At 55.3% G+C, this 16,336-nt stretch carries 8 protein-coding genes; 1 reads left to right on the plus strand and 7 read right to left on the minus strand.

Going from position 1 to position 16,336, the window contains the following annotated elements:
• The 7 genes from OKC42_RS15980 to OKC42_RS16010 form a co-directional block, all read right to left on the minus strand.
• On the minus strand, positions 1–1,952 hold a 1,952-nt coding region (locus tag OKC42_RS15980), incomplete at its 3' end, for a retention module-containing protein (protein ID WP_270820242.1).
• 263 nt (positions 1,953–2,215) lie between these two features.
• Positions 2,216–4,141, minus strand: coding sequence for an EAL domain-containing protein (locus OKC42_RS15985; RefSeq protein ID WP_005337342.1), 1,926 nt, complete (start codon positions 4,139–4,141; stop codon positions 2,216–2,218).
• A 3-nt stretch (positions 4,142–4,144) separates the two neighbouring features.
• A complete protein-coding gene (locus OKC42_RS15990) occupies positions 4,145–4,897 on the minus strand; it encodes a transglutaminase-like cysteine peptidase (protein WP_005350994.1) in 753 nt (250 codons plus the stop codon).
• Positions 4,898–5,032: 135 nt separating this feature from the next.
• Entirely contained in the window at positions 5,033–6,349 is a 1,317-nt protein-coding gene (locus OKC42_RS15995) for a TolC family outer membrane protein (RefSeq protein ID WP_139442622.1), read from the minus strand.
• A gap of 37 nt (positions 6,350–6,386) precedes the next feature.
• Complete coding sequence (locus OKC42_RS16000; RefSeq protein WP_005350982.1) at positions 6,387–7,820, minus strand: HlyD family type I secretion periplasmic adaptor subunit; 1,434 nt, start codon at positions 7,818–7,820, stop codon at positions 6,387–6,389.
• The gene (locus OKC42_RS16005) at positions 7,813–9,957 is read right to left on the minus strand and encodes a type I secretion system permease/ATPase (RefSeq protein ID WP_005350980.1); all 2,145 of its coding nucleotides are present in this window, start codon (positions 9,955–9,957) and stop codon (positions 7,813–7,815) included. The genes OKC42_RS16000 and OKC42_RS16005 overlap by 8 nt, the downstream gene beginning before the upstream one ends.
• Positions 9,958–10,334: 377 nt before the next feature.
• Positions 10,335–11,264, minus strand: coding sequence for a TIGR01212 family radical SAM protein (locus OKC42_RS16010; RefSeq protein ID WP_042083735.1), 930 nt, complete (start codon positions 11,262–11,264; stop codon positions 10,335–10,337).
• 611 nt (positions 11,265–11,875) lie between these two features.
• Here OKC42_RS16010 and gltB point away from each other — a divergent pair.
• A complete protein-coding gene (gene gltB / locus OKC42_RS16015) occupies positions 11,876–16,333 on the plus strand; it encodes a glutamate synthase large subunit (RefSeq protein WP_270820244.1) in 4,458 nt (1,485 codons plus the stop codon).
• Positions 16,334–16,336 lie beyond the last annotated feature (3 nt).

Here is a 16,336-nt window from a genome sequence, read left to right on the forward strand (position 1 = left end):
AGACTGGCCAGGCTTTCATCCACGGTCGCGCCCAGAGCCGGCGCTTTCTCTGCCAGCCCGGCACGCGGGCCATCGTCATCGAAGCTGAATACCGACCGCTCGCCCGCAATCAAACTGACAGTGGCACTGTCGGTCACGCTATCGCCATCTCCGTCCACACGGGTCACGCTGTATTGCAGTCCCAGACTGTTCTGTCCACTGAGCAGCAGCAACAGTGATTCATCAAACAAACCGGTGTTGTCATGAGACAAGGCTTCAAACTGGGTGGTCTGCAGTTGGGATACCCCATCTACCACCACAATCTTGATGCTGAAGACCACATCTCCTTCACCATCAACCCCTTGCAGCTCGGTCGCGCTCACTGCATTGAGGGTAATCTCACCACCTTTGGTGGCCGACAGGTTGGTGGCAACCCCCGCTTCGCCAATTCCGACAAAGCTGAAACTGCCGGTGATGCTACCTGCACCATCAGCACCGTAGCTGCCACTGCTGGTAAACAGTGACAGCAAACCACCTTCAATCGCAGTTGTAGCCCGGGCCAGTGCACCCTCTACGTCATCACTGACATAGCCGTCATTCACATCACTTTCGCTGTAGGTATCCTCTTTGCCAACCGTCTCGTCCAGACTGGCCGACAATCCACCCAAATTAGCCTCTTCGGCCACCCCCACATCCTGGATAGGCACATCATCCTGAATAACGATGTCCAATGTTGCGCTGGCTGTATCACCGTCATCATCAGTCAAGGTCACCGTTAGGCTCTCACCCAATTGCAGGTCAGAAGCGGGTTGTTGATGAGCTTCATTATCAAGGAGGGTATAGCTGTAGGAGACACTGCCGTTACCGGTAACGGGATCGTAGGTTATTGCGGTGATTTGCAATCCATTGCCCAGCGGTGTCTCAATGGATACAGGCAGAGCAACCACAGTGCCATTGCTGATCAACTGGATCACCCCGATCGCCAGCGTTTGCACGCCATCGGGGGCGCTGAAGGTAAATACTCCACCTTGAGTCAACGCTGTCGCATTGGGGGTTGAACCATCCGCCAGATTAGCATCACTGACCAACACCTCTCCCCCTTCCAGGGTAAGCCCATCAAGGCCAACCTCCTCATCTACCGGAGTAATGGAGATAACGAGTGTTGAAGTCACTGTATCCTGGCCATCAGTTACCTGATAGTTCACCGGGGGAACTGCACCATCATAGTTAGGAGCCGGAGTAAAGGTATAGCTCCCATCCGGATTGATGATCAGCGTGCCCACTCCGGTAATGGTGGCAGCAACACCGGCAGGGACTCCGATATTGATACCCCAGTCATATGAAATGATAGAGGCATCAGCAGGCCCATCTGGATTGGTACTATTGTCGAGCAAATTCCCACTGATCTGAGTGTCTTCCAGGGTCACGGCGGTTTCGCCCAAATCATCAAGCTGATTTTCAAGAATCAAATCTTCGGCCTGATTTTCATTGATGACAGCGGCCGTATCGTAGGTGGTATCAAACCCTGCAGCCGCTATCGTGGCATCGCCTGTTCGATCAATTGTTACGAAACCACCATTACCACTGGCCCCCGCAACTCCACCAATACCGCCACCACCACCGGCCGCTGGTGCCCCACCAGCAGCAGAAGCCTCAAAGTTTTGAGTCGGGTCAACACCCTGCAGAATCGATTCTTGCAATGCGGCAATATCTGAAGGAGCGCCTTCCTGGCTGGCCGCCACTTGCGGTTGAGCAGGTTCAGCGGACTCGGAACCGGCTGGTACATCCGATGGAGGAGTATCGTCATAAGGGGAAAGAGCCAGCTTGGCGTCATCAGCTATGGCCAATTTTGCTCCGGGTTGGAGAATTTCCCCTTTTTGCAGAGGGCGGCTGCTTCCATCAGCCAGCACAATCTCCACATTGCCTTCTATAGCTGAGACAACCACGGACTTGTCGATGATTTGGGTACGCATATCCATTGCTCCAAGGTGACAGATCTTGATGTCTACACCGTAGAAGGAGATAGCGCGCTGTTCCGTTGCAAAAAAGCGTACGTTCGAGAGGAATTCAACAAATGGACGGAAAAAAATCGAAGAGTTGGAATTTCTTAATACAAATCAGAACCCTAGACACAGCTCCATTCAAGGCTGACCTTGAGTTGGTTATAGAAAAATGGCGAAAAGAGAAGTGACTGGTATAAAAAAGGCCCCTATCGGGGCCATTTCCAACATTTAGTTCAAGACAATGGGAAGGCAGGATGAACAAATCCCTGGTAACCATCGATATGCAACTTGGAAAGCAGTTCCACTTGATGTTGATCCTCGACACGGGTCGCAATGGTGGTCACACCGGCATTGTGTGCGGCGCGACACACTGCAGCCAGGAATGAGGTGTCAGCCCCCGGCTCCATGACCTGACTGGTATAACCGTGATCGACCTTGACATAAGCCGGCGACAGCTCCTCCAGATAGCCCAGAGACTGGAAGTGACGACCATAGTGGTCAACCCCCCACTGGAAGCCATGAGCTTGCAAGGTGCCAACCAACGCAGCCACGTTGTCTTTATGTTTCATGATGGCAGCTTCAGGTATTTCAAATAACAACCGCTCTTTGAGCTCTGCATGCTCGGTCAGATAGCGCGTCAGCCAGGTTAAAAATTCATCCGAGCAGAGCGAGCCAGCAGTGATGTTGATCGCCAGTACCAGATCAGACTGTTTTTGCAGTAATGGAACGCAAGCATCAAGCACCGCTTGGTCAAACTCGCCACCCAATTTGAACTGTTCAATCGCGGGCAAGAACTGACCTGCAAAATAATCAGTGCCATCCCGAGAGATAGAAGCAAACAGCTCGGCATGCAACCTTGCTCCATTATCAAACCGGCAAGCTGGTTGGGCTTTGAAGCGCCAAAGTTGTCGTGAAATGGCATCTTGTACCAGATCTCGCCAGGCCAAACGCCCCATCAAACCTTGCTCGGTCCCCCCTTCCATCACCACAGCACCACGGCGTTCATTGCGCGCCTTGCCAAGCGCATTATCGGCTTTGGTCAACAAGGCAGAGAGATCATCATTGCCATCACGACCGGCAATACCAATGACGGAGAGCGCATCCCCTTCGCCCATTGGATTCACCACCAGATCGGCAATGCGGCTATTAATCACTTCAGCCAGCTCTTTTAGCTGAGTCAGATCGTCAGTTGGACAGAGCAGCGCATATTCCGTCGCGGAGATCCGTGCCAAGGCTGCGCCATCCCACCCTTTTAATTGCTCTTTCAAAGCCTGAGCTATCGATTTGACCATGTTGTCGCGGGCAGCAAAGCCTTCATCGCGATAGATATCATCCAGCATGTCGACCGCAACCAGCATGACGCCACCTTGGCCTGCCTCCGCTATCCATGCGTTTACCTGACCCACAAAATAGGCTCGGTTGCCAAGCCCTGACACGGCATCGACATAAACCCGCTCACGCAATTTCTCGGCCTCATCAGCTTGCTCTTTGAACTGCAACGCCAACTTGCTTGAGAGGGTGTTGATCGCCTGAACGACCTGCTTCAATTCATGGGTTTTAGGCTCCGGGATCGTATGACCGAAATGGTGCAACTCGATCTCGACGGCTTGATCACAGATCTGTTTGAGTGGCTTGAGCAAGTAGTTGAGTGCCCTCATCAACAAAATTGTGGTGATCAAAAAGCCGACCAGAAACCAGCTCGCCAGCTCGCTCATCCCCCGCCACAACTCGTAATACGCCTGGCCAGGGTGACCCACTACTTTTAATTTTCCAAGCTGCAACCAGCCAGACGTCAGAATTGACTCGTTGGATACCTCAGGAAACAGACCCAAATTCACAAACCACTGCGGCACCCCCTGAATATTGTTGGTATTTTCCTGCTCGATGACATCCTTTGATGCAAGCAGGTCAAGGCGAACCAGTCGATAATAGCCGCCATCAAAAATAGCCTGGATCACCGACTCGGCACCAACCTTGTCACCGTTTTCCAGATAGGGGGTGAGCGCAAGCCCCAGCGAGGTTGCCGTATTGATGACCGTTGTTTCCTGTTGCTGCGCCAGATAAGTGCGGGTTGAATTGAATTGCACCCAGTATGTGGCCGCAAATAACAATCCAAACAGCAGCAGCATGGTGGCTAATAACTGTCGATAGAGCGTCATAGGTTAATCATCCAAATTCACCACTGGCCGAGCCAATCGCCCCGAGGTCATGCGATTGCGTAAATCATTCCATAATCCCAAGCGGGATGATTGACCAGCCAGTTCCCCTTGGCCTCGTGCCTTCATCAACCACAAGTGACTACCGTTAAAACTGTAAATAGGCACCAGATCACGCCGCTGTGTGGCAGGGCGAATCGAGCCTATCAAATTATCCAAAATAACCGGAACGGAAGAGGGTGTCTCATAATATGCCACCACCATGTGAAACTGGTTGTAATCAAGCGCCTTGACGTACACCATCCGCATTTTATCATCCGGGATCCCAAGCTCGAGCAACGTAGAGTATTTGGCGATACTGAAATCTTCACAGTCTCCCCCGGCAGCCCCCAAAAATTCTAGCGGGGTTGCCCAATAATCCTTTTTGCGCCACAACTTGATATCGTCAATAAAACGCATCCGATTGAAAAAATTATTAACCCGCTCAAGCTTTTTTTCTTCGCTCAGGGCCCTGCCCTTCGTCTCCATGACCAACATACGCCAGCTGGTTACACGCTTGCCGGCTCTGGCGCCATAGGTCTGCTCCGCCCGCTTGATCAAGTTGAGATCTTCCTGTGGCAGAGGCTGACTGGCACAAAGCAGAAGTGAGAAGGGTAACAGCAGGATCCACAAGGAGTGGCGCAGAGCGCGTAGTGATCGGTATCTCCATTCATTGAGAAGATAACACCATCGGCTACCGGTACCACGCTGGAGTGTCACGTCATATTCCTGCTGCATTATTACTGCTGCACTCCTCAAAGCTCGTACAACAACCTGCGTTAGCCAAACATGGTGACTGCCAGCAGCAGTCACCATGTTGGCGTTCATGATCCCAGCGGGATCATGAACAAACGGTTATTGCCTGGCCTGCCATTCAGCGGGTTGTTTGACGCTAAATGCATTAAGCAGACTACCTGTCGCGTTGAGAATGCGATAGTCAGCCAGCAGTGCATCATACTCGGCAGTGATATAGCTGCGACGCGCCTCAAACAGTTCGTTCTCGGTGTTCAATACGTCCAGCAATGTCCGTTGACCCAACCCAAACTGCTTCTTGTACGCCTGTACGGTGTCATAGCTGGCGTCAACATGCTCTTTCAGGAAGGTCTTTTGCTTGGCCAACGACTCTTTCGCGTTCCAGGCCAGACGAGTTCCTTCCTCCACCTGGCGGAACGCATTCAAATGAATGTCTTTCGCCTGAGAGTAGAGCGCCGATGTTGCATTGCTCTCTGCCACATCAGAACCGCCACGGAACAGGTTGTAACGCATGCGCACCATGGCGGTCAGGTCATCATTACGGCCAGGAACAGCATCGATATCCTCATTCCAGTTCTGATCGACCTCGAATGTCACATTGGGATAGAAACCGGATTTGGCACCTTCATGCTGATACTTGGCCGCTTCGATATCCTGCAAGGAAGAGAGCAGGGTGGGGTGGACTTCGGTCGCCGTTTTCAGCGCACTATCGAGGCTGGTCGGGATAAGCTCGGTATTGGGAACCGGCTGCACCAGATCTTTGGGTACCTCGTTCACGACACGAATAAATTCACTCTCTGCATCGCGATAGTTGTTTTCAGCAGCAGCCTGATTTGAATAGGCTCGGGCAACACGACCTTCAATCTGGGTCTGATCCGCAGTAGAACCAAGCCCTGAATCAGTCCGCTTGCTGATGTCGCTGCGGATCTGTTCGTGGGTTTCCAGGTTTTGTTTGGAGAGTTCCAGGATCTCCTGCTGGCGCAGCATATTGAGGTAGACCTCAGCCACCCGCAGCGCGGTGTTTTCTGCTTCGGAGATCATCGCCAGACGCTGGGCATTGGCTTCAGCTTCGGTTCTGGAGACATTGTTGCTGACATCAAAGCCATCAAACAACATTTGCCGCAGACTGAGCCCAGCCTCTTTACGAGTCAACGAGTCATCACTAGTTGGATCACGACGCGTTGAAGGGCTATCAGTTTTTTCATAGCCTACGCCGCCACGCAGATCGATCGTAGGATAATAGCCACCCTTGGCTCCATCATGCTGATAGAGTCGTGCCTGATACAGATCAAACGCTTCCTTTATCTTGGGATGCGTAGCAAGTGTCTGTGCCACCGACTCTTCCAGAGTCTGGGCCTGACCCAAACTCGGGATCAGGATGCAGCCACTGACCAGCATGGCAACAATCGTTTTTTTCATGTTATCTCCAGTCATGTTTTGTTTTTAGATTGTTGGCTTATCGTTCTCTCAGTGCCGACTGCTTTGCCCGTAAAATCGGCTTAAGCAAATAGTCTAGGACACTTTTTTTACCAGTAATGATATCAGCACTGGCTAACATACCGGGGATGATGGGAAGTGCGTTAAGCTCATCGCCCAAGTAACTCTTCTCTGTTCGAACCCGAACCAGATAAAAGGAGTTCCCCTCCTCATCCTGGATCGAATCCGCACTTATCTGTTCAACCTTGCCATGCAATCCTCCATAGATTGTAAAGTCGTAGGCAGTAATTTTGACGATGGCATCCAGCCCCGGTCGCAGGAAGGCGATATCTTTCGGTGACACCTTGGCTTCTACCAGCAAGGTATCCTCCAACGGCACAATCTCCATCAAATCCATGCCAGGCTGAACCACGCCGCCCAGGGTGTTGATCTTGAGTTTCTTGATGGTGCCCTTGAGCGGAGCAATCACGCTGGTCCGGTCAACCCTGTCTCGCAAGCCAACCTGCCCTTCTGATAACTGGCCAAGCCGCCCCTGTTTCTCATTCAGTTCAGTCTGGGAGTCTGCTCTGAACTTCAGCGCAATATCATTACGCTTGGAGATGGTCTCACGCAGTACCGAATTGAGTTTTGGGATCAGCAGACGGTTACTCTCCAGCTCCCCCTGCATCTCGTTGACCTGCCGCTCAAGCTTAATTAGCTCCACTTGAGGCACTATACCCTCTTTCGCCAACGGACGGCTAATATTCAGTTCCTGTCTGGCCAGATCCACGCTGCGATTCACGGTGCGGATCTTGGCATTCAGTTCAATCAGCTCCTGCTCTTTCTGTTCGATTTGCTGACCAAGAATATAGAGCTGGTTCTTCAGGTTATTGAGGCGATCCCGCTGTACAGAGCGCTCACGGTGCGCATATTCGGCAAAGACGGTTTCATAACCATCGGGGAACTGGATTGGCGCTTCGCCTACCACGACCTGCTCACGCCAACCCAGTGCCGGGTCGTTTTTCACCTCGACACTGGCCATCTCGGCGCGCAGACGAGCCACATCGCCCTTGAGAGTGACCACCTCTTGCTCCCGTTCTCTAAAGTCGGAGCGGAAACGGGTGTCATCGATGCGCAGCAGCGGCTGCCCCTTTTCGACGATGTCCCCCTCTTTAACGAAGATCTCTTTGACGATCCCCCCTTCCAGGTTCTGGATCACCTGCAGCTGACGGGACGGAATAACCTTGCCCTGACCCACGGTGACTTCATCCAGTTCGGCCCAGGCCGCCCAGACGATGGCACTCATGAAAAAGAGGAAACAGCACCATAGCAGGATACGAGCTCCCGTCGGCGTGGTCAGCAGTACAGCTGCCGCGCCGTCATCGACAAACTCCAGATGCTCGGGTGCTGGCAATACCTCGCCGGAAGGCGTCTTTTTGCTGCGCTTGAACCAGTCCATGAGCCCCTTAACCATGGGACACCTCCTGCACGCGCACCTTGCCTTCCTTCAACTGCTGTAACACCACCTCTTTGGGGCCATCAGCAACGATCTGCCCCTGCTCGATGACGATCACTCGCGATGCCACATCCAGCATCGAGGTTTTGTGAGTGATGAGGATCAATGTGGTTTCCGGGCCCAGTCTGGCGAGCTCTTGCTTAACCTGCATCTCGGACTGGTTGTCCATGTTGGAGGTCGGCTCATCCATCACCAGAATGGGGGGATCATTGAGCAGGGCGCGTGCCAGCAGGATCGACTGACGCTGACCACCGGAGAGCTGACGGCCACCCTCACCTATCTGCCGATCCAGCCCGTTGGGATCCCTGTTGGTAAAGTTGGTGACACCCGCCCGCTTGGCGGCGCGCAAGACTCTCACATCATCCACCAGCGGATTACCCAGCATGATGTTGTCCCGCACCGAGCCAAAGAAAAGAATGACATCTTGCGGGACACAACCAATATTGCGGCGGATTACCGCAGGTGGCAGTTGATCGAGTTCAAAACCGTCGATACGTACCGAGCCATCGGTCGGTCGATACAACCCCATCAATAGCTTCTCGAGGGTCGTTTTACCCGCCCCAATCCGGCCGATAATCGCCACCTTTTCGCCCGGCTGAATGCGCAAATTGATATTGTGCAGAGTGCTGGTTTCCATGCCGGGATATTTGAAGGAGACATTTTCAAATTCAATTCGACCGGCAATCACCGGATGATGGATATATTGCTTGCCCTCCTCCTGCTCACCCGGGGTTTGCATGATTTTTTCCAGAATATCCAGTGCTGACTTGGCCTGGTTATAACGGGTCGACAATACGGAGAGTTGCACCATGGGCGCAATGGCGCGGCTGGAGAGCATCACGGCGGCAATCATGCCCCCCATGGTGACCAAACCTTCGGAGATCTGGTAAACACCGACAATCACCAGACCGACCGTCACCACCTGCTGGATATAACTGGCCAACGAGGACATGGAGTTGGTAATGCGGCGGGTCTGTACGCCCCAGGTGGAAATATGGGAGACGGCCTGTTCCCAGCGATGCTGGAACATGCTCTCGGCGCCGAAAATCTTGACGGTTTCCAGCCCGGAAATACTTTCAATCAGGTTGGCGTTCTTCTGGGACGCAAGGCGTGACCCCTCTTCGATGGACTGCTTGAGGGGCTCTTGAATATAGAAGCTGTAGGCGATGAGGATCAGCATGGCGACGATGGGAACCACCACCATTACGCCTGCAAACATCCAGATAATAAAAAGGAAGAAGACGGCAAAGGGCAGATCGATAAGAGTAGAAACCGTTGCGGAGGTGAAAAACTCCCGCACCGATTCAAATTCCTGCAGATGTTTTGCGAACGCGCCAGTGGAAGCGGGACGAGACTCCATCCTCATGCCCATCACCTTGGCGAAAATTTTGGCGGACAGCAGCACATCAGACTTTTTACCGGCAATGTCGATAAAGTAACTGCGCAACTGCCGCATCACAAAATCGAAGGTAAAGACCACCATGGCCCCGACAGCCAGCACCCAGAGCGAATCAAACGCCAGATTGGGCACAATCTTGTCATAGACGTTCATGGTGAAAAGAGGGCTGGCGATGGCAAACAGGTTGATCAGAATGGAGGCGATCAGCACATCGCGATAGATGCCGCGGGATTCGAACAAGGTGCTCCAGAACCAGTGTCCATCACGGGTTTCAAGCACCTTGGGCGAGCGTTCGTCAAACTTGAACTGCTTCTTTACATAGAAGAGGCGCCCCAGATACTCATCACCCAACTGGGCTGCGGTCAGCCATTGCGCGGCATCACCGGCCTGAGGGAAAATCACTTTCCCCTGGCTGCGATCTTCGTTCCACTCCAGCAAAATGCAGGCGCCACCACTGCGCATCTGCAATACGCAAGGCAGCAGCAAGGGAGAAATATCGGCCAGTGGCTGGATCACTTCACGGGCGGATAACCCGCCCCGCTCGGCAGCACGGCAAAAGAGTGCGGTTGTCAGGCGTCCGGAGACCAGTGGCAACCCGGTCGTCAGGGCATCCTGACTGTTGGGCACACCATAAAAACGGGTCAAAAAGACCAGACACTCCAATAACTCATCAATACGACTTGTTTCTGCTTGCATAGCATCCTGTCACTGCATAAATGAGGTAGATAAGAGCGTTCATCGCTCATATTTCCCTGCTATAGCCACGCTAAAACCGAGTGGCCTTCCCGCTGATGAGACTGATCAGGGGATAAACCTGTCCAGATAGATCGCGACACTCATCGCCAATTTCCCGGCACAGCAGCAATGGTGGCATGATTCGTTATTGGTAAAAATAATCGGCTCATCAACACCATGCTAACACTGCAATCAGGGTGAATGTCGGAGTTAATTGATAATGACATTTATTATGGCGCACCACTATATCAACCGGCACGTACCAAAACTATAGTTTAGGGTATGAAGTTTTTTATATAACCCTATGTTTTACGTGAAAATAATAATCTGGTTCTCAATTATAGGTCAGGAAGTATGAAGGGTCTGCCCAACGCGTGACCTTGCGGGCCGTTCAATGAGAGTGCTTTGGCAATGTCCGCCATGGCCGTCCAGCGATTTTCACACCAGGCTGGCGCCAACAGGGTTGGACGGCGCGCGGAGGCCGAAATCCGGTGATACACCACCTCGGGCGGCGTGTGCTGGATCATGGCAACGGCCGCCTCCACATACTGCTCCAGCGTCAATACCTCAAGCCGCCCCGCCTGCCACGCCTTGCCGAGAGTACTGCCTTCAACCACATGAAGCGGATGCAACTTGATCCCCTCAACACCGGTCTCAACGATGCGATGCAGGGTATCGAGGCTGTCCATCGGCACTTCGCCCGGCAGGCCGACGATCAGATGAGCACATACCTTGATGCCGCGCTGATGGGCACGTCTTACCGCATCCTCATAGGCGGCATAACCGTGGCCGCGGTTGATCCGTTGCAGGGTCTTGTCATTGGCACTTTGCAGCCCGAGCTCCAGCCACACCTCGTAACCCCGGGCCTGATAGCCCGCCAACAGATCCAGCACCGCATCCGGTACGCAATCGGGGCGAGTGCCCACGCAGAGCCCCACCATATCGCTCACCGACAGCGCCTCTTCATACATCCGCTGCAGATATTCGACCTCGGCATAGGTACTGGTATAGGCCTGAAAGTAGGCAAGATAGCGCTTGGCACGGGTGACTTCGTCCCGGCGAGCCAGCAGTTGTTGCACCACGGAGAGTTGCTGAGCCGACTCGTCGGCAAAAGAGGAAACGTTGCAGAAGGTGCAGCCACCACGGCCCAGGGTGCCGTCACGGTTCGGGCAGGTGAAGGCCCCGTGGATGGAGAGTTTGTGGATCTTCTGACCATGACGCTGCTTGAGATCCTGACCGAATGTATTGACGAGTTCGTGTAACTGCATGACACCTCCGCTAAAGGAGCGCCATTGTACGAGCTTGCGCAAAACAGGGGCTGAGCTGGATCAAGCTAGCGGAGAGGGTAAAACATATAAATACCCGACCAATTTTGAATAAATATAGAGAAAAAGCGCAAAAAAAGGATTTTTACAGTTCTTTGACGATTCAAACAGTAAACATCCATATGAAAATGAGACCTGATAACCCACTGTTGAACAATGAAAAATTCAAAGAGACCCGACAGCACACAATTGCAAGCATGGGATATTGAAAATGTGATCCCTTCCGCTGTCGGCCACATCGGGTTGGTAAAATTACTACATTCGCCCATCGTCGCCGAGCGCACCATTGAGCCCGCCAATGGCGATATATTTAACCAACAAAATCAAACTACACAGAATAAACACTCCATAACTGCGAGCGAATCCCCCTAACCCGACATTTTGTTATGCGAATGTAACCATGAAGACAAACCTGACCTGCGATTGACCTCGCCAGAAAATCCCATTAGTTTGGAGATTCGCCACGTCAGGCAGACGGAACCACAAGAGCCAATCGCAATTTATGCAGTCAGGTGATGACTGTGCGATACAAGGCCGAGCAAGGGAGAAATGCAATGTCACTATATGATCCAAAGCTGGAGAGGGATAACTGTGGCTTCGGCCTGTTGGCCCACATGGAAGGGGAAGCCAGCCACAAGCTTGTCCGTCTCGCGATGTCAGCATTGGCTCGCATGCAGCACCGCGGCGGGATCTCCGCCGATGGCAAGACCGGCGATGGTTGCGGTCTGCTGCTGCAAAAACCGGACAGCTTCTTCAGAGCTGTCGCCGAGGAGAAGGGATGGCACCTTGGCCGCAACTATGCGGTCGGCATGCTGTTTCTCAACCCTGACCCCGTATTGGCCCAGCAGACCCGCGATATCATCGACGAAGAGCTGGAAAAAGAGACCCTGAGTCTGGTCGGCTGGCGCAAGGTGCCCGTCGATACCAACGTACTCGGTACCATCGCCAAAGCCTCCCTGCCCAGCATTGAACAGGTCTTTGTCAACGCCCCGCCCGGCTGGGTCGACAAGGATCTCGAGCGCCGTCTCTATATCGTGCGTCGCCGCATCGAAAAGCGCGTCAACGACGACTACTTCTACGTGGTCAGCCTCTCCAACCTGGTCACCGTCTATAAAGGGCTGTGCATGCCGGTGGACTTGCCGCGCTTCTATCTGGATCTCGCCGACATCCGTATGCAGGCGGCCATCTGCGTCTTCCACCAGCGTTTCTCCACCAACACCAGCCCGCGCTGGCCGCTGGCCCAGCCGTTCCGCTATCTGGCCCACAACGGCGAGATCAACACCATCGCCGGCAACCGCCAGTGGGCCAAGGCGCGCAGCTACAAGTTTGCGACGCCGCTGATCCCCGATTTGCAGGAAGCGGCCCCCTTCGTCAACACCACCGGCTCTGACTCCTCCAGCCTCGACAACATGCTGGATCTCTTCCTCGCCGGTGGTATGGACCTGTTCCGCGCCATGCGCCTGTTGATCCCGCCAGCATGGCAAAAGCACCCGAACATGGATGACGACCTGCGCGCCTTCTACGACTTCAACTCCATGCACATGGAGCCGTGGGACGGCCCGGCCGGTATCGTCATGACCGACGGTCGCTACGCCACCTGCGCACTTGATCGCAACGGTCTGCGTCCGGCCCGCTACGTCATCACCAAAGACAAGTTCATCACCCTCGCCTCAGAAGTCGGTACCTGGGACTACACCCCGGACGAAGTGCTGGAGAAGGGCCGGGTCGGCCCGGGCGAGCTGTTCGTGGTGGATACCAGCAACGGCAAGGTGTGGACCAGCTTCGAGATCGATGACGATCTCAAAAACCGCCACACCTACAAGCAGTGGATGGATAAACATTGCCGCAGACTGGTCCCCTTCGAGCAGATGGATGACAGCCAGACCGGTAGCCGCGAGTTCTCCGACGACCAGTTGAAAACCTATCAGAAGCTGTTTGGCTACTCCTTCGAGGAGCTGGATCAGATCATCCGGGTATTGGGTGAAAATGGTCAGGAGGCGGTGGGCTCCATGGGGGATGATACCCCGATGGCGGTGCTCTCCTCCGGCCCGCGTACCCTCTATGACTACTTCCGCCAGATGTTTGCCCAGGTGACCAACCCGCCCATCGATCCGCTGCGGGAAAACCACGTCATGTCGCTGGCCACCTGTATCGGTCGCGAGCAGAACGTCTTCAACGAGACCTTCGGCCACGCCCACCGGGTGCTGTTCCAGTCGCCGATCCTGCTCTACTCCGACTTCCACCAGCTACTGGCACTGGAAGGTGAGTACTACCGTCATCAGGTGATCAGCCTCAACTTCAAGCCCGAAGAGGGGCTAGAAGCGGCCATCGTGCGCATCTGCGACGAGGCCAAAACTGCCGCCAGGAGCGGTACCGTGCTGCTGGTGCTGTCGGATCGCGATATCAGCGCCGACACCCTGCCGATCCCGGCCGCCATGGCGGTGGGCGCGATACAGCGCACCCTGGTGGACAACAACCTGCGCTGCGACGCCAACATTCTGGTGGAGACTGCAAGCTGCCGTGACCCGCACCACTTCTCTGTGCTGCTGGGCTTTGGCGCGACCGCCATCTACCCCTATCTCGCCTACGAAACCCTGGCCAAACAGGTTGAAGAGGGCGTGCTCGCCATGTCCCTGCGCCAGGCCATGGTCAACTACCGCAACGGCATCAACAAGGGGCTCTACAAGGTGATGTCCAAGATGGGCATCAGCACGGTCGCCAGCTACCGCTGCTCCCAGCTGTTCGAAGCGGTGGGTCTGGCCAAGTCGGTGGTCGATACCTGCTTCCGCGGCGTATCGAGCCGTATTCAGGGTGCCGATTTTGCCGACATCCAGCAGGATCAGCACAATCTGGCCCGTCAGGCATGGCTGGTGCGCAAGCCCCTCCCCCACGGCGGCCTGCTCAAGTTCGTCCACGGCGGCGAGTACCACACCTACAACCCGGATGTGGTGCAGACCCTGCAAACCGCGGTGCGCTCCGGCAACTATGCCGATTACAAAGAGTACGCCCGTCTGGTGAACGAGCGCCCAGTTGCCACCCTGCGCGATCTGCTGGCGCTGAAGAAGGTCGACAATCCGGTCGCGCTGGATCAGGTTGAGCCGGCCGACAAGCTGTTCCCCCGCTTTGACTCCGCCGCCATGTCCATCGGTGCCCTCGGTCCTGAGGCCCACGAGGCACTGGCAGTCGCCATGAACCGCCTCGGTGGTCAGAGCAACTCCGGCGAAGGTGGCGAAGATCCCAAGCGTTTCGGTACCGAGAAGAACTCCCGCATCAAGCAGGTGGCTTCCGGCCGCTTTGGCGTCACCCCCCACTACCTGATGAACGCCGATGTGGTGCAGATCAAGGTGGCGCAGGGTGCCAAGCCCGGCGAGGGTGGCCAGCTGCCCGGTGACAAGGTCACTGCCCAGATCGCCCAGCTGCGCTATTCCGTGCCCGGCGTGACCCTGATCTCGCCGCCGCCGCACCACGACATCTACTCCATCGAGGATCTGGCCCAGCTCATCTTCGACATCAAGCAGATCAACCCGAGCTGTCTGGTGTCGGTGAAACTGGTCTCCGAGCCCGGTGTGGGCACCATCGCTTGCGGCGTGGCCAAGGCCTATGCCGACTTCATCACCATCTCCGGTTATGACGGCGGCACTGGCGCCAGCCCCCTCACCTCGGTCAAATATGCCGGCTCCCCGTGGGAACTGGGTCTGGCCGAAACCCAGCAGGCGCTGGTCGCCAACGGTCTGCGCCACAAGGTGCGGCTGCAGGTGGATGGTGGTCTCAAGACCGGTCTCGACATCATCAAAGCGGCCATCCTCGGCGCCGAGAGCTTCGGCTTTGGCACCGGCCCCATGGTGGCGCTCGGTTGCAAATACCTGCGTATTTGCCACCTGAACAACTGCGCCACCGGCGTTGCCACTCAGGATGAGAAGCTGCGTCGCGAGCACTTCACCGGTCTGCCGGAGATGGTGATGAACTACTTCAAGTTCATCGCCGAGGAGACCCGCGAGCTGATGGCCCAGCTCGGCGTCACCCAGCTGACCGACCTGATTGGCCGCACCGATCTGCTGGAAGCCCTACCCGGCCTCACCGCCCGTCAGGCCAAGCTGGATCTCTCCGGCATTCTAGCCCGTCCGGTTGCGCCGGCAGGCTCCAGCCTGTTCAGCCAGCAGCACAACCCCACTTTCGACAAGGGGCCGCTCAACCTCAAGATGGTGGAAGATCTGCTGGAAGCGGTGGAAACCTCAAGCGGTGGCGAGTTCCGCTACGACATTCGCAACACCGACCGCTCGGTGGGTGCACGCCTCTCCGGCGAAATCGTCAAACGTCACGGCAACCAGGGGATGGCGGCAGATCCGGTCAAGGTGCACTTCAACGGCACCGCAGGCCAGAGCTTCGGCGTCTGGAACGCAGGTGGCCTTGAGATGATCCTCACCGGTGACGCCAACGACTACGTGGGCAAGGGGATGACCGGCGGCAAGCTGGTGATCAAGCCCCATGTCGGCGTGGCGTTCAAATCCCATGAAGCGGCCATCATCGGCAACACCTGCCTCTACGGCGCCACCGGCGGCAAACTCTACGCCGCAGGCACTGCCGGCGAGCGTTTCGCGGTGCGCAATTCCGGCGCCCTGGCGGTCGTCGAGGGAATTGGCGACAACGGTTGTGAATACATGACCGGCGGCATCGTCACCGTACTGGGTCAGACCGGCGTCAACTTCGCGGCAGGCATGACCGGCGGCTTTGCCTACGTGCTCGACGAGTGCGGCAACTTCGCCAAGCGCACCAACCCCGAGCTGGTGGAACTGCTGGACGTGGCGGATCTCGCCATCCATCAGGAGCACCTGCGCGGCATCATCACGGCGCACCTCAATGAGACCGGCAGCTCGCGCGCCGAGGAGATCCTGGCCAACTTCGACTCCTATGTGCCCAAGTTCAGGCTGATCAAACCCAAGTCCAGCGACGTGAAATCGCTGCTGGGTCACACCAGCCGTTCCAGTGCAGAACTCAGAATCCAGGCGCAATAAGGA

This window comes from Aeromonas sp. Y311-2 (assembly GCF_027706025.1).
Taxonomy (GTDB): domain Bacteria; phylum Pseudomonadota; class Gammaproteobacteria; order Enterobacterales; family Aeromonadaceae; genus Aeromonas; species Aeromonas veronii.